Below are 24,735 nucleotides of genomic sequence, written 5' to 3' on the forward strand. Positions count from 1 at the left end.
CACTGCAAAACGCACCCGCATTATTCGGGCCGCTTCAAAACCTTGCCCAAAATGAACGTTTCGGACGATTTGTCCCGCGACGCCTTGGGCTTGCGCGCCGCGACCGTTTTGAACTGGCGCTTGAACTTCTCGACGATCTGGCTGTAGCCGCTGCCGTGAAAGCATTTCACGAGCAAAGCGCCCTCCGGCTTCAAATGCGCCTGGGAAAATTCGAGTGCGAGATCGCAAATATGTTCGATCCGCGCGGCATCGGCCAAGGCCACGCCCGACAGATTGGGCGCCATGTCGGAAATTACAAGGTCCACGCGACGCTCGCCGACAACTTCCTCCAATTGCGCGAGCACGCTGTCTTCCCGAAAGTCGCCCTGGATGAAGTGGACGTCGGCGACCGGTTCCATCGGAAGGATGTCGAGCGCGATGATCGTGCCGTCGATCCCGCCTTCGCGCTCGGCGTCGCGCCCCCTGCCTTGCGCCAGCTTGTTGCGGACGTACTGGCTCCAGCTTCCCGGCGCCGACCCGAGATCGACGATGACCTGTCCGGGACGGATGAGCTTGTCCTGCTCGTCGATCTCTTTCAGCTTGTATGCGGCGCGCGCACGGTACCCTTCACGCTGCGCAAGCTTGACGTAAGGGTCGTTGATGTGATCGTGCAACCACGATTGATTAAAACGGTTTTTTGCCATCGAAAAGGAATCAATTACTGCGTCGAGCCGCACTTTTGGCGGATAATACGCGTTTTGCCGGCGCGCCGTCCGGTCGGCTCGGCCGGACCGGGCATACATTTCATGGCGCGGCCGTCCCTATTTTAGTCGAGTCGTACTTCGTCCTATGCCTGCCCTCAAAGTCTCCCCTGCCCAGCGCGCCGACTTGCGCTCTCAAGCCCACGCGCTCAAACCGGTCGTCCTGATCGGGGCCGAAGGGCTGACCGACGCCGTGCTGGCCGAAATCAAGGTTCACCTCGCCGCACACGAACTCATCAAGATCCGCGTGTTCGGCGACGAACGCGAGGAGCGTGTCGCCGTCTATGACGCGATCTGCGACACGCTGAACGCCGCGCCCATCCAGCATATCGGCAAATTGCTCGTGATCTGGAAGCCCGAGGCGGCGCCTGTGAGCAAGAGCACGGGAGCCAAGAGCGCCAAGGGCAAAACCGCACTGCCCACGGCCCGCGAAGCGGCGGCCGATACCGGCAAGCGCGGCGCGGCGCCCCGCGTCGTCAAGGTCGTCAAGCAATCGCAATCGGAAACCTTGCGGCGGCCGAAGGCACAAAAAGTGCGCGTGCTCGGCAACGAGCGCGTCACGGCCGGCGGCACCGTCAAACGCGCGAAAAAGCGCCAAACGGGCGCGAAGCGTCAACATCAAACGGCGAAATAAGCCGAAACGAGCTGCGGCGCACCGCCCATGCGCGGTGCGCGCTCGCCGTATCAGGCGGTCACGCCCGCCTGCCGCTCGGCGCCCTGCGCCGGCGTACCTGCCGGCAGCATCCACACCAGCGCCAAACCCAGCAGCGTTTCGACGACATAGAACAATGTCGCGATGCCGTGCAGCAGACCGAAGCGCGCCGCGTACTGCGAGTGCGCCAGGTCGAGCCCCGCGGCACGAGCCGATTCGCGCAGCGCATCCATGAACGGCTGCAGGCCGAAATAGCCGATCAGCACGCACAGCAGCATGCCGACGACGAGCCAGCGCAGCCGGCGATAGCCCGCCGCACCGCGCCGCACGAGCATGTTGCCGAGCGCGAGCGACAAAATGCCGCATGCCACGCCGAGGAAAGCCTCGATCCGGAACAGCCGTGCCGCGACGTCGCCAGCCATCGCGCGTTCAAGCGTCGTAAAAAGCGTAGGCGCGACGACATAGCCGATCGTCAGCGCGCTGCCGACCCAAATCAAGATCAGCAGCCGAAATACGCGATGGGGAGCGGAAGACACGACGTGTGCTCTCGTCGATCAGACGTAACGCACGGAGATGATTTCGTACTCGCGCACGCCGCTCGGTGCTTGAACCGCGGCGACGTCGCCTTCCAACTTACCGATCAAGGCGCGCGCGATCGGCGAGCTGACCGAAATGAGACCGTGATCGATGTCGGCTTCGTCGTCGCCGACGATTTGATAGGTGACCTTGTCGCCCGAGTCGAGATCCTCGAGATCGACCGTGGCCGCGAACACCACGCGGCCTTCCGCGTCGAGCGCGGAGGGATCGATCACTTGCGCGGCGGCCAGCTTCGATTCGATCTCGGCGATGCGCCCTTCGATGAAGCCCTGCTTTTCCTTCGCGGCGTCATATTCGGCGTTTTCGGACAAATCGCCCTGGGCGCGCGCCTCGGCGATCGAGTTGATGACGGACGGACGCTCGACCGATTTCAAGCGCTGCAGTTCGTCGCGCAGTTGATCGGCGCCACGCTTCGTCAATGGAATCGTGCTCATAGACAGACCAGTAACCCAAAAAACGGAAATAAAAAAGCACCGCGGTTAAGTGCATCCCGCCTTATGAACGACTTCGACAGGACGCCGCTTAACCGCGGCATGGTGGGGCGTGATGCGACCCCAGCGTGTTGGTGTAACCGAACGATTAGTTTAGGCGACCGTGAAGGCCTTGTAAATCATAGACTTCCAAGTTCTTCAGGTAGCGCAGACCTTCCACGGCCGCGCGCGCGCCCGACATCGTCGTGTAGTAGGTGACCTTGTTCGCCTGCGCGCTCATGCGGATCGAACGCGAATCGGCGATCGCCGCGCGCGTTTCATCGACCGTCGTGAACACGAGTGCGATCTCGCCGTTCTTGATCATGTCGACGATGTGCGGACGGCCGTCCTTGACCTTGTTCACGACCTTGACGGGGACGCCCGCCGCGGCGATCGCGGCTGCCGTGCCCTTCGTCGCGACGATCGGATAGCCGAGTTCGTGCAGCATCGCCGCCACTTCCACGGCCTTCGGCTTGTCGGCATCCATGACCGTCAGCAGCACCGTGCCCGACTCGGGCAGGCGCGAGCCGGCCGCGAGCTGCGACTTGAACAGCGCCTCGCCGAACGTCTGCCCCACGCCCATGACTTCGCCCGTCGAACGCATCTCGGGCCCGAGCACCGGATCGACGCTCGGGAACTTCACGAACGGGAACACGGCTTCCTTGACGCTGAAGTAAGGCGGCTCGATTTCCTTCGTCACCTTCTGCTCATCGAGCGACTGGCCGACCATCGCGCGCGCCGCAATCTTCGCGAGCGGCAGGCTGGTCGCCTTCGACACGTACGGCACCGTACGCGATGCGCGCGGATTCACTTCGAGCACGTAGATGACGTCGTCGACGCCGCCGCTCTCGCTGCGCACCTGCTGGATCGCGAACTGCACGTTCATGAGGCCGACGACGTTCAGCGCTTTCGCCATCGCCGCCGTCTGGCGCTTCAGTTCGGCCACGGTCGCCTTCGACAGCGAATACGGCGGCAGCGAGCAAGCCGAATCGCCCGAGTGAACGCCCGCTTGTTCGATGTGCTCCATCACGCCGCCGATGAAGACATTCTTACCATCGGAGATGCAATCGACGTCGCATTCGATCGCGTCGTTCAAGAAGCGATCGAGCAGCACCGGCGAATCGTTCGAGACCTTCACGGCCTCGCGCATGTAGCGTTCGAGATCGCGCGGCTCGTGCACGATTTCCATCGCGCGGCCACCCAGCACGTACGACGGACGCACGACGAGCGGATAGCCGATTTCATCGGCCAGCGAGAGCGCCTCGTTTTCCGCGCGCGCGGTGCGGTTCGGCGGCTGGCGCAAGCCGAGTTCTTGCAGCAGCTTCTGGAAGCGCTCGCGATCCTCGGCGGCATCGATCATGTCGGGCGACGTGCCGACGATCGGCACGCCGTTCGCTTCGAGATCGAGCGCAAGCTTGAGCGGCGTCTGCCCCCCGTATTGCACGATCACGCCGAGCGGCTTTTCCTTGTCGACGATCTCGAGGACGTCTTCGAGCGTCAGCGGCTCGAAGTACAGGCGATCCGACGTGTCGTAGTCGGTCGACACCGTCTCAGGGTTGCAGTTGACCATGATCGTCTCATAGCCGTCCTCGCGCATCGCGAGCGCCGCATGCACGCAGCAGTAATCGAATTCGATGCCCTGCCCGATCCGGTTCGGCCCGCCGCCGAGCACCATGATCTTCTTGTTCGACGTGGGCTGTGCCTCGCACTCTTCCTCGTACGTCGAGTACATGTAGGCCGTCTTCGTGGCGAATTCGGCCGCGCAGGTATCCACGCGCTTGTAGACGGGGCGCACGTTCAGCTCGATGCGGCGATTGCGCACGTCGGCCGCGGTTGCCGACAGCAGCTTCGCCAGACGGCGATCGGAGAACCCGCCGCGCTTGAGGAACAGCAGTTCGTCCTTGGAAAGGCTTTGCAGCGTGCGGCCGGCCAGCGCCTTTTCCGTCTTCACGATGTCTTCGATCTGCGCGAGGAACCACGGATCGATCGCCGTTTCCTCGAACACTTCCTCGATCGACATGCCGAGACGGAAAGCATCGCCGACATACCAAATCCGCTCGGGGCCCGTATCGCCGATTTCGCGCACGACTTCATCGCGATCGGCCGTCTTTTCGTCGAGGCCGTCGACACCGACTTCGAGGCCGCGCAGCGCCTTTTGGAACGACTCTTGGAACGTGCGGCCGATCGCCATCACTTCGCCGACCGACTTCATCTGCGTCGTCAGACGCGAATCGGCTTCGCGGAACTTCTCGAACGCGAAGCGCGGAATCTTGGTCACGACGTAGTCGATCGTCGGCTCGAACGAGGCCGGGGTCTGCCCGCCCGTGATTTCGTTCTTGAGCTCGTCGAGCGTGTAGCCGCAGGCGAGCTTGGCCGCGACCTTCGCGATCGGGAAGCCCGTTGCCTTCGAGGCCAGCGCCGACGAACGCGACACGCGCGGATTCATTTCGATGACGATGACGCGGCCGTCGCGCGGATTGATGGCGAACTGCACGTTGGAACCGCCGGTATCGACGCCGATCTCGCGCAGCACGGCGAGCGAAGCGTTACGCAGCAGCTGGTATTCCTTGTCCGTCAGCGTTTGGGCCGGCGCGACCGTGATCGAATCGCCCGTGTGGATGCCCATCGGGTCGAGATTTTCGATCGAGCAGACGATGATGCAGTTATCGGCGCGATCGCGCACGACTTCCATCTCGTACTCTTTCCAGCCGAGCAGCGACTCTTCGATCAACAGTTCGCGCGTGGGCGACAGATCGAGCCCGCGGCGGCAAATTTCCTCGAATTCCTGCTTGTTGTAGGCGATGCCGCCGCCGGAACCACCGAGCGTGAACGACGGACGGATGACGATCGGATAGCCGGAGCCGCCCACGAGCGCCGCGATGTCGGCGTGGACCTTGAGCGCCTCTTCCATCGAATGCGCGGTGCCCGACTTCGCCGAGCCGAGCCCGATCTTCGTCATGGCGTCCTTGAACTTCTGACGATCCTCTGCCTTGTCGATCGCCTCGGGCGAAGCGCCGATCAACTCGACGCCGTACTTGGTCAGCACGCCGTGGTGATGCAGATCGAGCGCGCAATTGAGCGCCGTCTGGCCGCCCATCGTCGGCAGGATCGCGTCGGGGCGCTCCTTGTCGATGATGCGCTCGACGACTTCCCAGGTGATCGGCTCGATGTAGGTGACGTCGGCCGTGTTCGGGTCGGTCATGATCGTCGCCGGATTGCTGTTGACGAGGATGACCTTGTAGCCCTCTTCACGCAACGCCTTGCAGGCTTGGGCGCCCGAGTAGTCGAACTCGCACGCCTGACCGATGATGATCGGCCCCGCGCCGATGATGAGAATGCTCTTGATGTCTGTCCGCTTCGGCATAACGCTCTCGCTAATGTCTTTCGTCTTTCTGGTGTCTTCGATGGGCGGCGGCGCGCCTCGCGCGCCGCGGCGCTGCAATTAAGCGGCGGCGCTGCCGCGCTTGGCGTCCATCAACGCCGTGAAGCGATCGAACAGGTAGCCGATGTCATGCGGCCCCGGCGATGCTTCGGGGTGGCCCTGGAAGCAGAACGCAGGCTTATCGGTCAGCTCGAAGCCTTGCAGCGTGCCGTCGAACAACGAGATATGCGTCACGCGCGTGTTCGCGGGCAGCGTGTTCGCATCGACGGCGAACCCGTGGTTCTGCGACGTGATGACGACGCGGCCGTCGGCCAAATCCTTGACCGGGTGGTTCGCGCCGTGGTGGCCCGTCTTCATCTTGACCGTCTTGCCGCCGACGGCCAGACCCATGATCTGGTGACCGAGGCAGATGCCGAACGTCGGAATGCCGCGTTCGATGAATTCCTTCGTGGCCGCGATCGCATAATCGCAGGGCTCCGGATCCCCCGGGCCGTTCGAGAGGAAGATGCCGTCGGGATTGAGCGCCAGCGCCTCGGCGGCGCTCGCTTGAGCGGGCAGGACCGTCACGTGGCAGCCGCGCTCGGCCAGCATGCGCAAGATGTTGTACTTCACGCCGTAATCGAACGCGACGACGCGGTATTTGGGCGCGCGCTGCGCACCGAAGCCCGTGCCGAGGCGCCATTCGGTCTGCGTCCACTCATAGGGCTTGGCGGTGCTAACGACCTTCGCGAGGTCCATGCCCGCGAGGCCCGGGAACGAACGGGCCAACTCGACCGCCTTCGTTTCGTCATCGCTGCCTGCGAGAATGCAGCCGTTTTGGGCGCCCTTGTCGCGCAAAATGCGCGTGAGGCGCCGCGTGTCGATGCCGGCGATCGCCACGACGTTTTCAGCCTGGAGGTACTCGCCGAGCGTGCGCTCCATGCGGAAGTTCGACGCGCGCAGGGGCAGATCGCGCACGATCAGGCCGGCGGCGTGGACCTTCGTCGATTCGACGTCCTCGGCGTTCACGCCGACGTTGCCGATGTGGGGGTACGTCAGCGTCACGATCTGACGCGCGTAGCTCGGGTCAGTCAGGATTTCTTGATAGCCGGTGATGGCGGTATTGAACACGACTTCGCCGATGGTATGACCAGCCGCGCCGATGGCATAGCCGCGAAAAATCGTGCCGTCGGCGAGTGCAAGCAGAGCGGGAGGAAAAGACGGCAACACGGGGAGGCTCCTTCAGGAACACCCTGTTGCCGACCTGTTTATCCGACCACACGAACGCTCGTGGCTGTCGCCGCGCTCGCCATCGGATGGTCGAAGTCGACTAGGCGATGGCTGGCGGCGTGGCGCGAGTTCGTGCGCTGCTGCGACGACACGAACGGTGCTCGAGGCTTCGATCCGTTGACCGGAAGGGCTCGGCGGCACGGCTCGCGATGACGGCGCGCGGCGGATGAACGGGATGTAGGAGGTAGGCGCTAGGGTGCGGGTTGGATAGTGCAAACTTTCGAATTATAGCTCGAAACACCCCTTCCCTACAATTCGAAGTTACGCCGGGAACGTCGCGACACGCTCCGCTCGACTCGGCCGGGGGCGCTCCGACGATGCTACACCCGCGGGCGAGCGGCGCAAACGAAAACGCCGCCGCTATTCCGGAGAAGAGCGACGGCGCTGCAGGCAACGTGAGGTGTATCGGAGCATCAGCCTTGCGCCGCCCCCGCGGCACATGGGTCACCTCGCGGAAAACCGCTTGTTATGACTTACGCTTTGGCTTACGCGTGTCGGTCGCGACCTTTTCGCTCTTTCCGCCCTTTTCATGGGCAGACGCGGCTTTCGATGCCTTTTCCAACGGCTTCGAAGCGACGGCGGCGGACTTCTCGACCTTGCCCTTCACCGGCTTCGCCGCATGCGCGGCGGCTTTGGCCATCGTGACGTGGACACGGCCCTTCGGGCCCTTATCGTAGCGCGATTTCGGCTTCATGTCGGCCGCGCGCGCGTCGATCCGCTCGATGTGCGCGTTCGCGGGAATCGCGGTCGCGATCTTTTGCGGCCCCGGTTCGGCCGGCATCGCCTTGCCGACGGGCACGTGCAGCACGATGACCTGTCCTGGCATCGCCTCCGAGCGATGCGTCCTGTTCCAGGCCTTGAGTTGGCCCATCGAAACACCGTAGCGCGCGGCGATGGCCTCCATCGACTGCTTGCGGCGCACGCGAATCAGCATCTTGCGCGTATCGGGAACGTCCGGCTCCATCGCCAGCACGGCGCTCTCGGCGACGTCAGCGCTGATGTCCTCGTCGTCGTCATCGGCGCGCGGAACGACGAGCGTCGAGCCGGGCTTGAGCCGCATGCCGGCCGGGATCTTGTTGACCGACATCAGCGTCTCGGGATCGACGCCGATTTTTTCCGCGAGCGCCTGCGGGCGGACGCGTTCGGTCACGGTGTAGGTGGTCCACGACGACAACTGGCCGGCGTAGGTCTTCAAGTTGTGCTCGAACGCGCTCGCGTTGTCGAACGGCAGCAGGATCTGCGGCTGCGTCGCGCCGACGATCACCGGCTTCTTGAACGAAGGATTGAGCGCGCGGAACTCGTCCGTCGTCATGTTCGCGAGCTTGGCCGCGACGTCGACGTCGATGTCGTGCGAGGTCGTTACCGTCACGAAGTACGGGTGGTTCGGGATGTCCGGCAGCGTCAGGCCATAGGCCTGCGGATTCATGACGATATTTTTGACCGCCTGCAGCTTCGGCACGTAGTTGCGCGTCTCGTTCGGCATGCGCAGGCTTTCGTAGTCGGTCGGCAAGCCGGCCGCCTGATTGCGCGCGATCGCCCGCTGCACGTTGCCCTCGCCCCAGTTGTAGGCCGCGAGCGCAAGATACCAATCGCCGAACATGTCATGCAGGCGCGACAGATAGTCGAGCGCGGCACCGGTCGAGGCCAGCACGTCGCGACGCTCGTCCTGCCACATGTTCTGCTTGAGGTTGTAGGTGCGCCCCGTATCGGGCACGAACTGCCACATGCCGGCGGCCTTGGCGACCGACAGCGCCTGCGGGTTGTACGCCGACTCGATGAACGGCAGCAGCGCGAGTTCCGTCGGCATGTGCCGGGACTCGAGTTCCTCGACGATGTAATACAGGTACTTCTGCGAGCGCTCCGTCATGCGCTGGACGTAGTCGGGACGCTGCGCATACCAATTGGCCTGCATGTCCACCAAATCATTGTTCAGATCAGGAATCTGAAAACCGCGACGGATGCGTGCCCAAAGATCGGAATCGGCGGTGGTCAGCTGAGTGACGGAGCTCTTGTCGACGTCGATGGTCTGCTTGGCGGCGGTGATGCGGACGGAGTCGGTGGCGTTGGCGGGGTTGGAAGCGTCGGAGGCTGGGGGCGCCGTCGGTCCTTGGCTTGCGCACGCGGCAAGCATCAAAACCAACAGTGCACTGAAGATAAATCGCATGAACGTCTCTGCTTCCAAAGCTGGAAATTGCAGGCGATAGTACGAAAGCAAGCCGCCCGCGTCAACAGAAAACGATAAAAAAACCAGTCAAATCCAAGACTTGCCGCATTTCTCCGATCCATCGAACGAAAATTGCGCCGCGTGCAACACGCTCAGCGGAAACGATTTTTCCATTCGCGCATCAGCGTGAAGGACGTCAGCCGATCGGGTACCGTTTCATGCAGCTGTTCGGCGAGAACACGCTGAACCGCGGAATCGTCGGATCGAAGGAACGGATTGACGGCACGCTCATGCGCAATCGTCGTAGGAAGCGTGGGCACGTCGCGCTCGCGCAGCGCCGAGGCTTGGTCGTGCCATTCGCGCAGGCGCGCATTCTCCGGATCGCAGGCGAGCGCGAAACGGATGTTCGAGAGCGTGTATTCGTGGGCGCAATGCACTTGCGTCTCGCCGGGCAATGCGGCGAGTGCATCCAGCGAGGTGAGCATCTGCGCCGGCGTGCCCTCGAACAGGCGGCCGCAGCCGCAGGCAAACAGCGTGTCGCCGCAAAAGACGTGTGGCGCGGCGCCCGCCTGCCCCGCTTGGAAATAGGCAATATGGCCGCGGGTATGCCCGGGCACGTCGAGCACGTCCAATTCGAGATGCGGCGACGGCAGCCGGACGCGATCGCCGCCGGCGAGCGGATGCGTGACGACGGGAATCGCTTCAGCGGCGGGGCCGTACACGGGAATACGGGTATCGCCTATGAGCTCGGCGACGCCGCCGACGTGGTCGGCATGGTGGTGCGTGAGTAAAATAGCGGCGAGTCGCCAGTTCCGTTTCGCGAGATACGCCCTGACCGGGGCGGCCTCGCCCGGGTCGACGGCGACGGCATCGCGCCCGTCCGATACGAGCCAGATGTAGTTGTCCGCAAACGCCGGCACCGGCACGTATTCGAGCGTATTCATAGGCGACGCACCCATCACGATGTCTGATCGAACGATTATAGACTGGCCCGCCTGGACGGCCTCGGCGCCGGGGCGCTACGTGCTCGACTGGGAACAGGCACAGCTCGACAGCGTGGTGTCGAACGTGTTCGGCTACCACGCGCTGCAGCTCGGCCTGCCGCAGCTCGACGCGCTGCGCGAGAACCGCATGCCCTCGCGCGCGCTCGTTCTGGACGCCGCCAGCGGGGCCAGCGCGCCTTTTACGTACCCGCCGCGCCGGCGTCAGGGCGATGTGGCCGGGCTTCCGGGGCTCGCCGGGGTTGATGGCCGCTACGCGCCGGCCGCGCGTACGACGCTCTGGTGCGATTTACTGGATTTGCCGTTCGAGGCGCAGAGCGTCGATCTGCTGGTCATGCCGCACACGCTGGAGTTTACGCGCGATCCGCACCGGCTCCTGCGCGAGGCCGAGCGGGTGCTGATGCCGGAGGGCCAGCTCGTGATCCTCGGATTCAATTCGCTGAGCTTGTGGGGTGCGCGCCAGTCGTTCGGCAAGATGACGGGCCGGCCGTTCGTGCCGGCCGCGCAGGATCTGATCGCCTTCAACCGGATCAAGGACTGGCTCAAGCTGCTCGGATTCGAACTTGAACGCGGGCGCTTCGGCTGCTATCGTCCGCCCCTCGCCCGCGAAAACTGGCTGACGCGGTTCGCCTTCATGGAGGCGGCCGGCGATCGATGGTGGCCTATTTTCGGCGCGGCCTACATGGTGACGGCCGTCAAGCGCGTGCGCGGGATGCGGCTCGTCGGCGCGATCAAGGCGAAAAAGCCCGTGCTGGCTCCGGGTCTCGCGCCCGCCGCGACGCATAAAACACCTAACCCGAGAATATGACGTGACAGAAGCTACGCCCGAGTTCATCGAAATTTTTACCGACGGTGCCTGCAAGGGCAACCCGGGCCCCGGCGGATGGGGCGCCCTGCTTCGTTTCGGCACGCAAGAGAAGGAACTCTTCGGCGGCGAAGCGAATACGACGAACAACCGGATGGAGCTGATGGCCGTGATCGGCGCGCTCGAAGCGCTGAAGCGGCCTTGCAAGGCGACCGTCCATACCGACTCGCAGTACGTGCAGAAAGGCATCAGCGAGTGGATTCACGGCTGGAAGAAAAAGAACTGGATGACCGCGGCGAAGACGCCTGTCAAGAACGCCGATCTATGGAAGCGTCTCGATGAACTCGCGTCGCAGCATCAGCTCGAGTGGCGCTGGGTCAAGGGCCATGCGGGCCATCCTGAAAACGAGCGCGCCGATGCGCTCGCGAACCGCGGCGTCAGCGCGCTGACGGAAAACTGAGATACACGAACATGCGTCAAATCGTTCTCGATACGGAAACCACGGGTCTTAACCCACGAACGGGCGATCGGATCATCGAAATCGGCGGTGTCGAACTCGTGAACCGCCGGCTCACGGGCAACAACCTGCACTTCTATATCAACCCCGAGCGCGACAGCGATCCGGGCGCGCTGGCCGTGCACGGGCTGACGACGGAGTTCTTGAGCGACAAGCCGAAGTTCGCCGAGATCGCCGATCAGTTGCGCGATTATTTCCGCGACGCCGAGTTGATCATCCACAACGCGCCGTTCGACTTGGGGTTTCTCGAGGCGGAGTTCGCGCGGCTCGGCTTGCCGCCGTTTAAAGAGCACTACACGGGTGTGATCGATACGCTCGTGCAGGCGAAGGCGATATTCCCCGGCAAGCGTAATTCGCTGGATGCGCTGTGCGATCGCTTCGGTGTCAGCAATGCGCACCGGACGCTGCACGGGGCACTGCTCGACTCGGAGCTGTTGGCCGAGGTGTATCTGGCGATGACGCGCGGGCAGGAAAGCCTCGTCATCGACATGCTCGGCGAAGCGCCGGCGCAGCAGGCCGCGGCTGCGGCCGCGGGCAAGGCGGTGTCGTTCGAGGGGCTGGCTTTGCCGGTGCTGGCGGCTGACGAGGCCGAGCTGCAGGCGCATGAGGCGGTGCTCAACGAGCTGGACAAGGCGATCAAGGGAACGAGCGTCTGGCGCAGCGAACCGGCTCCCGAAGCGGCCGCCGATGCAGCCAATGCGCAAGTCGCATAAAAACTGCTTTACGAGCCGCCGAGTATCTGACATAATTCGAGGCTCTTCGGGTGGTTAGCTCAGCGGTAGAGCACTGCCTTCACACGGCAGGGGTCACTGGTTCGATCCCAGTACTACCCACCAGATTCATGGGTATGTTGAAAGCCCGAAGAACAAAGGCCCTCAGGCGTTAGCCGAGGGCCTTTTTCTTTGCGCGCGGAATTTGAGCAAGCGAGAGCTAGATATGAACATCCTGACGTTTAGTCAGGCGCGAGCCGACTTTGAGCAGGCCCTGGATGCGGTGTGCAAGAACCACGAACCAACGGTGATTACCCGTCAGCGTGGCGAACATGTCGTCATGATGTCGCTCGAGGACTACAACAGCTTGCAGGAGACCCTCCACCTGTTGAGCACCCCAACGAACTCCGATCGACTGCGCCAATCCATCGCTGAGTTCAGGGCCAGCAGGACCTTTGTAAGGGAATTGGTGATAATGACGCAGAAGAAGAAGGTGAAAAACAACGCCGCAGGGGTAACTAGCCACAAGGTTGCACAAAGGACGAGCACCTAGCAGCGGCAGAAGGGTAGCGGCTCGGCCTCGTGTGTTCACGATGATGAATCACGCACAACGCAGTCGCTACGCCACTGCCACCGGCCAAGATGATTGGCGCTATCCAAATTGTTAGGCTAGGCTTGCCTGGGGACGCTCAAGCAAGGCTGGCCGCATCCTCTCGCGTCGAGCAGAGGGCCTGCTGAGCGACGCGGCATGGTGTAACATAGACACTTGCAACGTATGCTGCAGTGCAGAAAGTTCCATTGCCCCCGCCGCTGTGACTTGGAACCGGTGGCGACGAGTGAAAAATTCTCCGCATTGAGAAAAGACGAGAATTAACAACCACATTGTGGGAAATTTTGGAACAAATCCGCACTACCACTAACCCAGCGCTTGACTAATCGGCATCTTCAGGTATCTTTGCCTCATCAAGCGCCGGGTTGGTGGCGCTCAAATCGGTTTTTCTTAGCGCTGGCCTTAGTCGCCTGCGCACTTTCTTGTACGGATCTGTGGATCCGAAGTTGTATCAATGGTGCCCACCTGCGAAAGCGGTGGGTATGGTCAAGCACCTGGAGGAATCATGTGCTAATCACTCTGAGAAGCACAAAGTGATCTCGTTGTACTTAAAGCCCCGCTCTCAGCGGGGCTTTTTTATGCCAATCCAAACTATTGAGACAAAGCTTGCTTGCCTAGACCGCAGGCGCGCGGGGCAACTCGAGCCATATTTTTCGAGAAAATATATCAACTCGCTTGATCGCCATTTCAATAACTTCATTTGGCATGTACACATCGCTATCGATATAATCATCGGGCAACTGATTTTTATGCAGCAAACCTGTAATTCCGCTTCCTAGATCCACAAACAGGCCATGCAGCAGAGTTCGATTCACGACCCTTCCAGAAATAACGACCCCATCATCACGCAACTGCTCTAGCTTTCTCCAAGCTTCCGGAATAGAATGCTTCATTAGCTCGTCGATTCCTCGTTGAGCTACCGATATATCAATCAAGTCCGTCATCTCTGAATCGATTTGGCGATACGTCGAAATTTGATCCCTTAATTGTCCTTGCTTTTTCGCAATATAATTCACAAAATCGCGAGCATTGTGAATTTGAGTATTCAAGTGGAAATGCTCATTCAAGCTAGCGATGCGATCAGCTATCCGCCTAGCGGTATCTACGTCATCGATCCATGTGTCCTCTGCAATCGTCGCCAAGTAATCCACGCTACTTAGAAGTTCAAGATGAACGAAACCCGCAGATGACAGACGAATTAGATCATCTTCATCGACTTTTTCGACCGTCAAATTTTCGGATAAAACGCAATGAGATTTGATCAACACATCGAGTTCGCGATCAAATGAATAATCAGGCACCCCCAATACGATCAGATTGGCACGCAGCTCCTTAACGGGGAAGTACCCCCGAACTCCATTCCGTCCTGGTTGAGAAAATCGCGCGCTTAGCCACCGCAAAATAAGCAACCTGGTAAAATAAAATGGCGAACTATCCTTATGAAATATATCAAAAACATTTTTTACGGAGGAGCTTTGTCCATCGTAATATCGCAAATTGCCCCTAAGGAGAATTCGAGTTACAAGGTAGAGCGGCAATGTATATGCCCCCTCACTTTTTCTTATCTTAAATATTTCATCTTCGCCCAAATGCGCACTATTGCAAAAATCAATAAATATCTCAAGTGCCTTCCGAATATTTTTACCAGACAGGCCAGTTATCATACGTCGTATGAATCTATCGTGCTCAAAAAGCGATCGAATAATAGAAGCCAGATAAAAGGCCTGATCAGTATACGGATATTCAACATGAAACCCATTCGGCAAATCGTAGCGCAACGTTTTGTCAACATCAGCACGCATCTTTGACAGTGCGAGTTGCACCCGCTTAACAAGAACATGTTGAAAAAGCGGAGCCTCGATACGGAATATTAAATCCTTCAAGGCCGTATCAAGCGGCGGCTGATCCTGATGCGCCTCAAAAGTTTCTTCGCGCAGCGGAAGAATGATAAGCGAGCGATATTCGTTCTGGATCCACTGTGCCGCCTGGAACATCAGCAACTGTTCATCGCGCGAACGCTTATCGCAGTTATCGAGAACGATAATGAGCAATTTCCCACGATCGCCACAACAATACCTGGATATCGCCTGCGACGTAATTTCGTCATCTGCACGCCATTTCTCAATCGCCTGCACTAGGCGACGATTATATTCAACAGTATCCCCCGAATCGAGAAGCAATTTTCCATCTATTTTTTGAAATTTATTATATTCGACCGAATAAACTTTTTTGGTTACATCCAAGCTATCGAAATCCTCTGACGGATATTTACCCATGCAGCCGACAGCAATCTGCCTTCGAAGCCATTTGTATATTTCATCACTCGATATAGGCGCCGTATTCATATCAATTCGGCACCAAAGCGTGGTATCGATGATATCTTGAGGTAGCGCCTTGTAGATCAGATGATCTACAAACGTAGACTTTCCCGAGCCAACACTACCTATCAAAAGTAGAATCTTCCGCTCAAGGCGTAGGCCAGTACGCAACTTCTCGATTAACTCGGATGGATTTGCGGATTCTTTGATTAAAGTTGCACTCGTTTCGCTAAGAGGTCGGGCCGCACGGATGATCTTATCAATCGGCTCGACAGCCCGAATGGACGCTCGCGAATCTACATACGCGTTCCTTGCGATTTCCGCCTTGTCTTCCGTGGTCTCGGGGGCAAAAATATAACCAAAATCGGCGGATAGCGTGAGTCCAAACGTATTTTGGCCGACTTCTTCGCTTTGGACCGAATTTCCCCCCAGCATTTTTTTTGGCTTCCAATATTTATCTGGCTTTCTCTTATAATTAAGGGAGCTTGCGTGCTTTTGCAGTGAGTCTGAATTAATCAAGTTTTGAAGATCTGCGTATGCCTGATGACCAACCGTTAACTCGGGAAGCTCCACTTTGGCGAACAGCTCGGAATCGGGCACCCCATACATCAATTCCGCACCATTCGAACTTATTATGTATTTAACTGGATTAAATTCCGCCTCATATTTTGCATTTATTTCATTTGCATACAGACGAGCCTCACGAAAACCAACCTCCGCAGACTCTGACGGCTTCTTTGCCTCCACAATTAGTACGGGCAGGCCATCACTCATAACGATATAATCCGGAAAATATAGCTTCGCCTCCTTACCCTTTCCGATTTCCAATCGTCGCGTTGAATGCTTCGTTAAAATATGCGAAGACTCTATCCCTAGCCCGTATGGCAGGGGCTCAGTTAGCATCGGGAACAACACCTTTTGCTCAACATCGGATTCTGTTAGCAACTCTTCCAATGAGGGAAGTTTCTGCATCTTAGCCCCGCCTGTGACAATTAAAAATCATTAGAACCGGTGAACCGTGCACTCAACGAGAGGCAGTTGGTCAATAGCGTTAAGTTAGTATATTGCGATAAACTCTACCATCGTGTCGAGTCTTCTCGATACGATGGTACGCGGCCACTACATCCTTTGTGGACGTGTAGTTCATCACTCCATGGATCGCTCGGCCTTCATTGACCAACTCGCTCAGTGCGCTACCCGTGCGCGCTCAAGCGCGTCGGCAACGACACACTTTTGATGCGGTCGATCGAGGAGCGCGTCGCTGCACAGTCAACCGGCATCGAATCAACTTCAGATTGACGCACTCACAAGCAAGCGCCCATACGCGTTAGCTTCAACTCGCGCCCCTTAGCACCTGCGATCTTGAAGCGAGTCAACCGATCGACCTTCCGCGAGTGCTTGATTGAACACGCAGTATCGACGAACGACGCCGGAATGTGATCGTCGAGCCCCTTCTGCCCTTGGCAGCGTGCCCCTTCTTCAGGCAACAACAGAGCGACACAACGCAGCCCGACCGACGGCCATCGTCATCTAAGTCTCCATCGAGCCTCTCCACCATACCGATAGACGTATCGACTCAATCCCGTTCGACCACGCGCAATTCTCGGCGAAGCTCCTCCACACGCAAAAAATCACCGTGCTGTATGCGAATAGGCCTGGTCAGCATCGGATCATCAACCTTGTGCAGGACAGACCAATCGAATCCAATGTCTAAGGAGTTTCCAATGCGATCGTCGTACATCGCGCAGATCGCTTCGCACAGATTTGACGATATAAGCGGTGCCTGCGAGTACTTCAGAACGTGCACCAAGTCATCCAGCCGGTCCGCCTCGATCGCAGTCGCAAGTCCCGACAACGCGCGCTGCAAAGAGAGCATCACCTGCCGCACGAACGGTGTGTCGCTAGCTTCGAGCGGCAACCCACTCTGTACTTCCATTGCGTTGATCGGACATGCCACGCGCAAGACCAAGCTGCCGGCCTCCGTCGGATCAAATCGCGCGTGTTCGACGAACTGTGCGGCTTCGCTCAGGACGAGTCGCGAATGATGCATCTGAGGACGAAGCGCCGTATATGCCGCAGCCCTCAGCAGCTTTTCAGTGCTGCTTATCAGCAGCGATGCAAAACTCAGCGGGAGTTCGCGATCATTGCCCTCGACCAAAACGCGTAAGCGCAACACGTCGTCACGGAACGTCCCCATTCTGGATAGGATTGATCCGTTCGACTGCCCCGTCATTTCGGAAAGCTTCTGCACCACTCTGCAGGTCGCCTCCTGGTAGTCCGGTGCTGCAATGTCCATCGGGAACATGAGTTGGCGCTGCGGAAAGCTGACATTCTCGAAGACATATCGGCGATCTCTTAAAGCTCGCTCGATATACCGCCAGCCGAGCGATTCCAGGAAATCGCGGAGGTCTGTGGGCGCGATCGTCTTATCCATCCGCTCCGCCTCAATATCCGCGTCAGTTAATGGTTTCATAAGCCCACTTCAAAAGCAGTGGGCCGGACCATAGCAAACAGATAACGATCCGCGATAAGCTTCGCAAAAATTTAGGACCAAGTCGCCCTAGCGCGCTACGCGGGAACCGTGATGCGGCCCGCTACCGATCATCAGTCCCGGCAACACAAAAAAAGCTGGAGGCAACGCGGCCCCGCTCAAACAACATTCACCGGCGCCCCCTCGACGAACCACTCGATGTTCCCAATCAATTGATCGGCAAGCGTTTGCTGTGCTTCGTTCGAGGCCCACGCGACGTGCGGCGTCACGATCACGTTGTGGCGCGACGCCACGCGCATGAGCGGACTGTCCATGGATGGCGGCTCGCCATCCGCGACGTCGAATCCCGCACCGCTGACGAGTCCCTCGTCGAGCGCCGTGACCAAATCGGCTTCGTCGACCAAGCCGCCCCGCCCCGTATTGATGATCAACGGCCGCCGCGCCATCGCACGAAACTCGGGAAGCGCCAACATGTTGCGCGTCCGTTCCGTGAGCGGGCTATGCAGCGTGATGACGTCGCTCGTTGCAAGCACGTCCTCCCACGGCGTGTAGAGCCCTCCCTGCCCCGTGCGCCCCTTGTGCGCCGCAAACATCGGCACCATCCCGAATGCCTTGCCGATCTCGGCCACGCGCTGCCCGAGCACGCCTTCTCCGATAATGCCGAGACGCGCGTCGGCAAGATCGCGGATCGTATGGTTGAAAAAGCAGAATTGCCCTGACTTTTGCCACTCGCCCGCCAATACGTCTTCGCGATAAGCGATGAGGTTCCGGCGCAATGCCAGCATGAGCGCGAATGCGTGCTCCGGAACGGTATTCGCAGCGTAACCGCGGATGTTGCTCACGACGATGCCGATCTGCCGGCACACGGCCTTGTCGACGCAATCGGTGCCGGTCGCCGCCACCGCAACGAGCGTGAGATTCGGCAGCATCTTCAGCACTTCACCGGGCAACGCCACCTTGTTCGTAATGGCGATCGTGGCGCCCGCAAGCCGCTCGGCCACCTGATCGGGCGTCGTGCGGTCATATTCGATCCACTCGTGCGCGAAGGACGGCACGCGCAACCGAATCTGAGGCGCGAGCGTCGCGCGGTCGAGAAAGACGATCTTGTGCATAGCGCGCTGATTCAATGGGTCATCCTAAGTTGATGAGACGCATCGCTTCGGCCACGACATGCTTGGCCGTGATGCCGAAGTGTTCGAAGAGCGCATCGGCCGGCCCCGATGCGCCGAAGCCGTTCATGCCGACGAAACCGCCCCGTTCGCCGAGATACCGATCCCAGCCGAATCTGACCGCCGCCTCGACCGCGACGCGTACGGTGCCGGGGCCCAGCACGGCTGCCCGATACGCGGCATCTTGGAGATCGAATTGCTCCCAGCAGGGCATCGAGACCACCGCTGCCGCCACACCCGCCGCCTGCAACCGCACTCTCGCCTCCAGCGCGACAGTCACTTCGGAGCCGCTGGCCAGCAGCGTGACGCGGCGCGGGCCGCCTTCGGCCTCGGCGAGCACATACGCGCCGCTCCGGCAAAGGTTGCGCTCGTCATGCTCGCGCCGCACGGGCGGCAGCGCCTGGCGCGCAAAAACCAAGGCGCTCGGCCCCGTGCGATGCTCGAGCGCCAACTCCCAGCATTCGGCGGCCTCGACTGCGTCGGCCGGCCTCATCACGAGCATATTGGGCATCGCACGCAACGATGCGAGGATTTCGACGGGCTGATGCGTGGGACCGTTCTTGCCTACGCCGATCGAGTCGTGACTGAAGACGAATTTCACCGGCAAACCCATCAGCGCCGCCATCCGCATCGCCGGTCGCTCATAGTCGGAAAAGGCGAGGTACGTCACGGCAAGCGGAATAACGCCGCCATGCGCGGCCATGCCGTTGGCCATCGCGCCCATCAGGTGTTCGCGCACCCCGCAGTGCACGTAGCCCCCAGCGCGATCGTGCGCGGTGAACGCTTGCAACTGGCGCTTGTGCCCCGTCGGCGCCTCGAGATCGGCGCAACCCACGATTCGCTCGGGTAGGCAGCGTGTAAGCGCATCGTTGATGTCGGCCGAAATCATGATGCCCGGCACCGCCTCGGCGCTTTCAATCGCGCGGCGGCGATAGGCATGGAGTACCTCTCGCCAATCGTCGGGCAATACGCCAGCCTGAATGCGTTCGAACTCGGCACGATCGGCTTCGGGCAGTGCATCCACGCGCGCCTGCCATTGAAGGTATTCGGTCTCGCCGCGCCGCCCTGCCGCGCGCCACGCGTCGAGCACGGCCGGCGGCACCTCGAATTCGGCATGCGCCCAATCGAGCCGAGTCCTCGCTTCATCGGCATCCGATGGAAACAGGCGCCCGCTATGTCCACCGCGCTGACCTTCCAGGCGTGCGATACCGCGGCCGATGACGGTCCGGCAGGCGATCATCGATGGCCTCGCGTCTTTGCGCGCCAGCGTCAGCGCGGCGGAAACGGCGTCGACGTCGTGACCGTCCACCTCTTGCACGTGCCAGCCCGCGACGCGAAATCGCTCGCCGACGTCCTCGCTGATCGACAGCGCCGTGCTGCCGTCGTCGGTGATGCGGTTGTCGTCCCAGCACAAGATCAGCTTGCCCAGTTGCAAATGGCCCGCGAGCGAAATCATTTCCTGGCCGATACCCTCCTGCAGGCAACCGTCGCCCACGAACGCATAGGTGTAATGGTCGACGATACCGCTACCGAACTTGGCCGCCAGGTAGGCTTCGGCAATCGCCATGCCGCACGCGTTCGCGATACCTTGACCGAGCGGACCCGTCGTCACCTCGATGCCTGAGGCGGGGTCGTATTCGGGATGGCCGGCGCAATGCGCGCCCAGCTCACGGAAGGATCGGATCTGCTCTAGCCCCACCCTTTCGTAACCGGTCAAGTACAGCAACGCATACAGCAGCATCGAACCATGGCCGTTCGACAGGACGAATCGATCGCGATCGGGCCAAGTGGGTTCGCCCGAGTTGAATTTCAAATGGCGTGTGAACAAAGCCGTCGCGACTTCGGCCATTCCGAGCGGTACGCCCTGGTGCCCCTCGCCGGCACGCAATATAGCGTCGATGGCAAGAAAGCGGATCGCGTTGGGCAAAGAGGGGGTGTCCATGGTCGACATAGCAAAAAGCATCCTCCGCGCGGCCCTGAATCAGGGCCGCCGCCGGCAATGTGAGGGAAAAGGAAAAGGAAAGGGATCGATGCGAGCGGAACGCGCCGCCCATTCAGCTCAAGAAGCCCGTGGAAATCCAAGGGATTGCCGCGACCGCGGCAAGTCCGACCGCCAGGGCGCCCAAGTACGGCCAAATCCGCCGCAATCCCGCATTGGGATCGACGCGTCCGATCGTGCACGCGGCGTAGTAGCCCAAACCAAACGGCGGCGTGAACAAGCCGATGCCCATCGCGAGGATCACGGTGATCGCGTAATGCACCTCGTGGATTCCAGCCTGACGTGCCATCGGAAAGAGCAGCGAACCGAACAGGACCATCGCGGGAATACCTTCGAGCACGCTACCCAATACGATGAAGGCGATGACGGAGATGAACAAGAAGCCCCAAGCGCCACCCGGCATGTGCCCCATTGCCTGCGCCAGCGCCTGCGAAAAGCTGGCTTGCGTGAGCGCCCAGGCCATCGCCGTCGCGGCCCCGATGATCAGCAAGATCGCCCCCGACAGCGACGCGGTTTCCACGAGCATCGGATAAATACGGCGCCAATCGAAATGACGGTAGACGAGCAAGCCGACCACGACCGTATAGGCAATCCCGATCGTCGACACCTCGGTGGCCGTGGCCACGCCGTCCGCCACGACGAAGCGGATCAGCACAGGCAGCACCAACGCGGGCAACGCCACCACAAAGGTTTTCAGCACCGTCTTCGCGCTTGCACGCTCCGCCTTCCCGGCTAGGTCCCCTGTGCGCTTGCGCGCAATCACCCCGAGCGCTACGGCCAGCACGAGGCCGGGCAGCAAGCCGCCCGTGAACAGCGCGGCGATCGACACACCGGTCACGGAGCCGATGATGATCAGCACGAGCGACGGAGGAATCGTCTCCGCCATCGCGCCGCAAGCGGCGAGCAGCGAAACGAGTTCACCTTCCGGGATCCCACGCTTTTTCATCTCGGGAAAGAGCACCGGGGCGACAGCGGCCATATCGGCCGTCTTGGCACCGGAAATGCCCGAGACCAGAACCATCGCGCCGATCAACACGAACGACAGGCCACCTTTGACGTGTCCGAGCAAAGCAGCGAGAAATGCAACCATCGCATTCGCCATCCGCGTCATCACGATCAGTTGCCCGAGCAACACGAATAGCGGCACCGCCAGCAACACGAGCGAACTCATTCCTTCATTCATCTGCCCCGTGATGACCGCAAGCGGAGTGGTCGTGGTGCTGAGCAGACAGGCAACCGTCGAGAGCCCGAAGCAAAATGCGATCGGCAGGCCGCCGAGCACACCGGCTGCCAGCAATACGCCGAAGAAAATCACGAGGCTCCAATTGCCGATCCCCCATATCCAGTTCCGCGCGAAATAGAGCGCGAGCGCAATCGCCGCCAGCGTGCCGAGCGCACACACCAATTCGCGCAGCCGATGACGCGCGAGTTGCGTGCAGCAGATCGCGAGCATCAGGACGCTTCCGACGGGGACGGCCGCGACTCGGATCGTGTCCGGAATCCCCATGACCGGCGTCTGCACGACCCACTGATCTTGCGCGTAGTTGATCGACGGCCCGAGCATGACGGCGAGGAACAGACACGGCGCTCCGACGGCGAGCGCTTCGGCATATGCACGCCAGGCCGGCTGCAGACGCTGGGCGAGCACCGTCATCCTCATGTGATCGCCTCGGCGCAACGCCACGGCCGAACCGAGCATCGCGAGCCACAGGAAGAGAATGGAGGCCAACTCGTCGCTCCAGACGAGCGGATAGTCGAACACGAAGCGTGAAATGACGCCGGCCAGCAAGACGACGACCTCGGCCAGCACAATGAGCGCCGCGGGCAATTCGACGATCCAGCCGAGCGCGGTATCGCACCGTACCTGCCATAAGGGAGGACGATGCTCGCCTAACGACAGTGTCCCGCTCATGCCAGCGCTCCCGTCGTGTTTTGCAGCAGCGCCCACGCTTGATCGCCGAACTTCGTCCGCCAATCCTTGTAGAAGCTCGTCTTGCGCAGTTGATCGCGAAAGGCTTGCTTGTCGACGTCGAGCAACTGCAGCCCCTTCGACGAGAGATTCTGCTTGAGCGTGTCGTTCAAGCTTGCGATATCGGCGCGCTCCTCGAGCGCGGCACGGTCGAACTCGTGCTGCACGATCGATTGGATGTCGGGCGGCAAGCGTTTGAATGCGGCCGGATTGCCGAGAATCCAGTAGGTATCCCATACGTGGCTGGTCAGACTCACGTATTTCTGCACCTCGTAGAGCTTGGCCGTGGCGATGATCGGCAGCGGGTTTTCCTGGCCGTCGACGAGGTGGGTTTGCAGCGCGGAATAGAGTTCGTTGAAATTGATCGGCGTCGGACCGGCTTGCAGCGAGCGAAACAGAGAAATCATCATCGGCGCGACCGGAACCCGGATCTTGAATCCGCGCAGATCGTCGGGCGTCCGAATGGCCTTCGTCGACGACGTGATCTGCCGAAATCCGTTGTCCCACGGACGCGACATGGTCAACATTCCGACTTTGTCGATCTGGCCGCGAATGTACTTGCCCAATTCGCCGTCCATGGCCTTCCAGACATGATCGTAGTCGGGGAATGCGAAGCCTGTATTCGCGATGCCGGCCGCCGGCACGAGCGTCGACATGACGGAGGCAGCCATGTTGATGAACTCGACGCCGCCATTGCGAATCTGCGACAGCAAATCCGTGTCGGAGCCGAGCTGATTGCTCGGGAAGACTTTGATTTCCAGCCGCCCGCCCGATGCGGCCAAGATCCGATCCGCGGCTTGCTTGGCTCGGACGTTGACCGGGTGGGTGGGATCTTGTCCCGTCGCCAGCTTGTACGAAAACTGCGGCGCTGCCGATGCGCGGCGCGCGACGCCCCAAAGCGGTGCAGCGACCGACAGCGCTGCTCCTGCTTTCAGAAACGTGCGTCGGTCCATACGGCTCTTCGTGTTCGAATTCGTCGTCATGATCTGCTCCTCCATGATGGTGTGGGTCGTTTTTCTAGTTGTTCGTCGAAACCGTGGCGCGCAGCCGAGCGCGCCGATCGTCTGCCTCCGATCCGATCGCTCAGCCGTGAATGAGCATGCCGCCGTTCACGTCGATCACCGCGCCCGTGATGTACGAAGACAGATCCGACGCGAGGAAAAGGAACGCCCCCGCGACGTCGTCGACCCCACCCAGACGATTGAGCGGAATGCCCGTGAGGATTTCCGCCCGTTTCTCGTCGCTGATCTTCCCGGCGTTGATGTCGGTCTGGATCAGGCCCGGGGTCACGCAATTGACGCGGATACCGTCGATGCCGAATTCACGAGCCATCGCTTTTGCCAATCCGAGCACACCCGCTTTCGCCGCCGAATAGTGCGGACCGCCTAAAATCCCGCCGCCGCGCTGCGCCGACACCGAGGACATGCACGCAATCGAACCGGACCGCTGCTTTTTCATCTGCGGCAGCACGGCCTGCGAGAGATAAAGCACGCCGCGCAGATTGACGTCCAGGATGCGGTCCCAACCTGCCGCGTCGATATCGAGCAACTTGGCCGGCTGCGTGATGCCGGCGTTGTTGACGAGCACGTCGATCCGGTCGAACTCGCGGACGATCCGCTCGATCGTTGCCTGGCATGCATCGCGATCCGTCACGTCGCAGGCATAGCCGCGATGTGCCGCGCCGAGCGAGGCCGCCGCGGCGGAGGCATCCGCCTCGTTCAGATCGAGGATGGCGACGCGGGCGCCATGACGCGCGAACATGCGCGCAGTGGCCAGACCGATGCCGCGCGGCGAAGCCGCACCCGAGATGACAGCCACCTTGCCATCGAGCAGATGAGTTTCTGACATGTAGTTCTCCTAAGTAACGTAATG

At 60.5% G+C, this 24,735-nt stretch carries 19 protein-coding genes and 1 tRNA gene; 6 read left to right on the forward strand and 14 right to left on the reverse strand.

Translation table 11 applies throughout. The annotated features are described in order from the left end of the window. Positions 1–20: 20 nt before the first annotated feature. Positions 21–683 (reverse strand): RlmE family RNA methyltransferase, encoded by a 663-nt coding sequence (locus tag DWV00_RS27180; RefSeq protein ID WP_115536731.1) that lies wholly within the window; start codon positions 681–683, stop codon positions 21–23. 145 nt (positions 684–828) lie between these two features. On the opposite strand from DWV00_RS27180, the gene DWV00_RS27185 reads away from it, so the two are divergent. Beyond that, the gene (locus DWV00_RS27185; RefSeq protein ID WP_115536732.1) at positions 829–1,374 is read left to right on the forward strand and encodes a YhbY family RNA-binding protein; all 546 of its coding nucleotides are present in this window, start codon (positions 829–831) and stop codon (positions 1,372–1,374) included. 50 nt (positions 1,375–1,424) lie between these two features. On the opposite strand, the gene DWV00_RS27190 is transcribed toward DWV00_RS27185, so the two are convergent. The 6 genes from DWV00_RS27190 to gloB form a co-directional block, all read right to left on the reverse strand. Then, positions 1,425–1,928: a DUF4149 domain-containing protein gene (locus tag DWV00_RS27190; protein WP_115536733.1), complete on the reverse strand. Its 504-nt coding sequence runs from the start codon at positions 1,926–1,928 to the stop codon at positions 1,425–1,427. Between the two features lie 18 nt (positions 1,929–1,946). Further along, complete coding sequence (gene greA / locus DWV00_RS27195; protein WP_115536734.1) at positions 1,947–2,423, reverse strand: transcription elongation factor GreA; 477 nt, start codon at positions 2,421–2,423, stop codon at positions 1,947–1,949. A gap of 145 nt (positions 2,424–2,568) precedes the next feature. Next, a complete protein-coding gene (gene carB / locus DWV00_RS27200; protein ID WP_115536855.1) occupies positions 2,569–5,823 on the reverse strand; it encodes a carbamoyl-phosphate synthase large subunit in 3,255 nt (1,084 codons plus the stop codon). A gap of 78 nt (positions 5,824–5,901) precedes the next feature. Continuing rightward, positions 5,902–7,050 carry a glutamine-hydrolyzing carbamoyl-phosphate synthase small subunit gene (gene carA / locus DWV00_RS27205; RefSeq protein ID WP_115536735.1) on the reverse strand — a complete coding sequence of 383 codons (1,149 nt, stop codon included), beginning with the start codon at positions 7,048–7,050 and terminating at the stop codon, positions 5,902–5,904. A gap of 526 nt (positions 7,051–7,576) precedes the next feature. Further along, positions 7,577–9,274, reverse strand: a complete 1,698-nt coding sequence (locus DWV00_RS27210) for a transglycosylase SLT domain-containing protein (RefSeq protein WP_115536856.1) — start codon at positions 9,272–9,274, stop codon at positions 7,577–7,579. Positions 9,275–9,426: 152 nt separating this feature from the next. After that, positions 9,427–10,218: a hydroxyacylglutathione hydrolase gene (gloB, locus tag DWV00_RS27215; RefSeq protein ID WP_115536736.1), complete on the reverse strand. Its 792-nt coding sequence runs from the start codon at positions 10,216–10,218 to the stop codon at positions 9,427–9,429. A 19-nt stretch (positions 10,219–10,237) separates the two neighbouring features. Between gloB and DWV00_RS27220 the strand changes: the two genes are divergently transcribed. From DWV00_RS27220 to DWV00_RS27240, 5 genes are all read left to right on the forward strand, one after another. After that, a complete protein-coding gene (locus tag DWV00_RS27220) occupies positions 10,238–11,083 on the forward strand; it encodes a methyltransferase domain-containing protein (protein ID WP_115536737.1) in 846 nt (281 codons plus the stop codon). A 1-nt stretch (position 11,084) separates the two neighbouring features. After that, positions 11,085–11,540 (forward strand): ribonuclease HI, encoded by a 456-nt coding sequence (rnhA, locus tag DWV00_RS27225; RefSeq protein WP_115536738.1) that lies wholly within the window; start codon positions 11,085–11,087, stop codon positions 11,538–11,540. An 11-nt stretch (positions 11,541–11,551) separates the two neighbouring features. Continuing rightward, a complete protein-coding gene (gene dnaQ, locus DWV00_RS27230; protein WP_115536739.1) occupies positions 11,552–12,310 on the forward strand; it encodes a DNA polymerase III subunit epsilon in 759 nt (252 codons plus the stop codon). 48 nt (positions 12,311–12,358) lie between these two features. Next, positions 12,359–12,433: transfer RNA gene (locus DWV00_RS27235), tRNA-Val, on the forward strand. 100 nt (positions 12,434–12,533) lie between these two features. Next, positions 12,534–12,860: a type II toxin-antitoxin system Phd/YefM family antitoxin gene (locus tag DWV00_RS27240; RefSeq protein ID WP_115536740.1), complete on the forward strand. Its 327-nt coding sequence runs from the start codon at positions 12,534–12,536 to the stop codon at positions 12,858–12,860. A gap of 671 nt (positions 12,861–13,531) precedes the next feature. Here DWV00_RS27240 and DWV00_RS27245 read toward each other — a convergent pair. The 7 genes from DWV00_RS27245 to DWV00_RS27280 all read right to left on the reverse strand — a co-directional run bounded on the left by DWV00_RS27245 (position 13,532) and on the right by DWV00_RS27280 (position 24,711). Further along, the gene (locus DWV00_RS27245) at positions 13,532–16,207 is read right to left on the reverse strand and encodes a type I restriction endonuclease (protein ID WP_115536741.1); all 2,676 of its coding nucleotides are present in this window, start codon (positions 16,205–16,207) and stop codon (positions 13,532–13,534) included. A gap of 604 nt (positions 16,208–16,811) precedes the next feature. Continuing rightward, entirely contained in the window at positions 16,812–17,708 is an 897-nt protein-coding gene (locus tag DWV00_RS27255) for a hypothetical protein (RefSeq protein ID WP_115536743.1), read from the reverse strand. A gap of 176 nt (positions 17,709–17,884) precedes the next feature. Continuing rightward, positions 17,885–18,838, reverse strand: a complete 954-nt coding sequence (locus DWV00_RS27260; RefSeq protein WP_115536744.1) for a D-2-hydroxyacid dehydrogenase — start codon at positions 18,836–18,838, stop codon at positions 17,885–17,887. 19 nt (positions 18,839–18,857) lie between these two features. Continuing rightward, a complete protein-coding gene (gene tkt / locus DWV00_RS27265; RefSeq protein WP_115536745.1) occupies positions 18,858–20,846 on the reverse strand; it encodes a transketolase in 1,989 nt (662 codons plus the stop codon). Between the two features lie 103 nt (positions 20,847–20,949). Beyond that, positions 20,950–22,806, reverse strand: a complete 1,857-nt coding sequence (locus tag DWV00_RS27270; protein WP_115536746.1) for a TRAP transporter large permease — start codon at positions 22,804–22,806, stop codon at positions 20,950–20,952. Continuing rightward, a complete protein-coding gene (locus tag DWV00_RS27275; RefSeq protein WP_115536857.1) occupies positions 22,803–23,846 on the reverse strand; it encodes a TRAP transporter substrate-binding protein in 1,044 nt (347 codons plus the stop codon). Before DWV00_RS27275 ends, DWV00_RS27270 begins: the two co-directional genes overlap by 4 nt. Before the next feature lie 100 nt (positions 23,847–23,946). Then, positions 23,947–24,711: an SDR family NAD(P)-dependent oxidoreductase gene (locus tag DWV00_RS27280; protein ID WP_115536747.1), complete on the reverse strand. Its 765-nt coding sequence runs from the start codon at positions 24,709–24,711 to the stop codon at positions 23,947–23,949. Between the last annotated feature and the right edge of the window lie 24 nt (positions 24,712–24,735).

It is taken from the genome of Trinickia dinghuensis (assembly GCF_003367175.1).
GTDB lineage: Bacteria > Pseudomonadota > Gammaproteobacteria > Burkholderiales > Burkholderiaceae > Trinickia > Trinickia dinghuensis.

Coding starts and splice junctions, on each gene's coding strand:
- DWV00_RS27180 (WP_115536731.1), bottom strand. CDS start 683: ATGGCAAAAAACCGTTTTAATCAATCGTGGTTGCACGATCACATCAAC.
- DWV00_RS27185 (WP_115536732.1), top strand. CDS start 829: ATGCCTGCCCTCAAAGTCTCCCCTGCCCAGCGCGCCGACTTGCGCTCT.
- greA (WP_115536734.1), bottom strand. CDS start 2,423: ATGAGCACGATTCCATTGACGAAGCGTGGCGCCGATCAACTGCGCGAC.
- carB (WP_115536855.1), bottom strand. CDS start 5,823: ATGCCGAAGCGGACAGACATCAAGAGCATTCTCATCATCGGCGCGGGG.
- DWV00_RS27210 (WP_115536856.1), bottom strand. CDS start 9,274: ATGCGATTTATCTTCAGTGCACTGTTGGTTTTGATGCTTGCCGCGTGC.
- gloB (WP_115536736.1), bottom strand. CDS start 10,218: ATGAATACGCTCGAATACGTGCCGGTGCCGGCGTTTGCGGACAACTAC.
- DWV00_RS27220 (WP_115536737.1), top strand. CDS start 10,238: ATGTCTGATCGAACGATTATAGACTGGCCCGCCTGGACGGCCTCGGCG.
- dnaQ (WP_115536739.1), top strand. CDS start 11,552: ATGCGTCAAATCGTTCTCGATACGGAAACCACGGGTCTTAACCCACGA.
- DWV00_RS27240 (WP_115536740.1), top strand. CDS start 12,534: ATGAACATCCTGACGTTTAGTCAGGCGCGAGCCGACTTTGAGCAGGCC.
- DWV00_RS27245 (WP_115536741.1), bottom strand. CDS start 16,207: ATGCAGAAACTTCCCTCATTGGAAGAGTTGCTAACAGAATCCGATGTT.
- DWV00_RS27255 (WP_115536743.1), bottom strand. CDS start 17,708: ATGAAACCATTAACTGACGCGGATATTGAGGCGGAGCGGATGGATAAG.
- DWV00_RS27260 (WP_115536744.1), bottom strand. CDS start 18,838: ATGCACAAGATCGTCTTTCTCGACCGCGCGACGCTCGCGCCTCAGATT.
- tkt (WP_115536745.1), bottom strand. CDS start 20,846: ATGTCGACCATGGACACCCCCTCTTTGCCCAACGCGATCCGCTTTCTT.
- DWV00_RS27270 (WP_115536746.1), bottom strand. CDS start 22,806: ATGAGCGGGACACTGTCGTTAGGCGAGCATCGTCCTCCCTTATGGCAG.
- DWV00_RS27275 (WP_115536857.1), bottom strand. CDS start 23,846: ATGACGACGAATTCGAACACGAAGAGCCGTATGGACCGACGCACGTTT.
- DWV00_RS27280 (WP_115536747.1), bottom strand. CDS start 24,711: ATGTCAGAAACTCATCTGCTCGATGGCAAGGTGGCTGTCATCTCGGGT.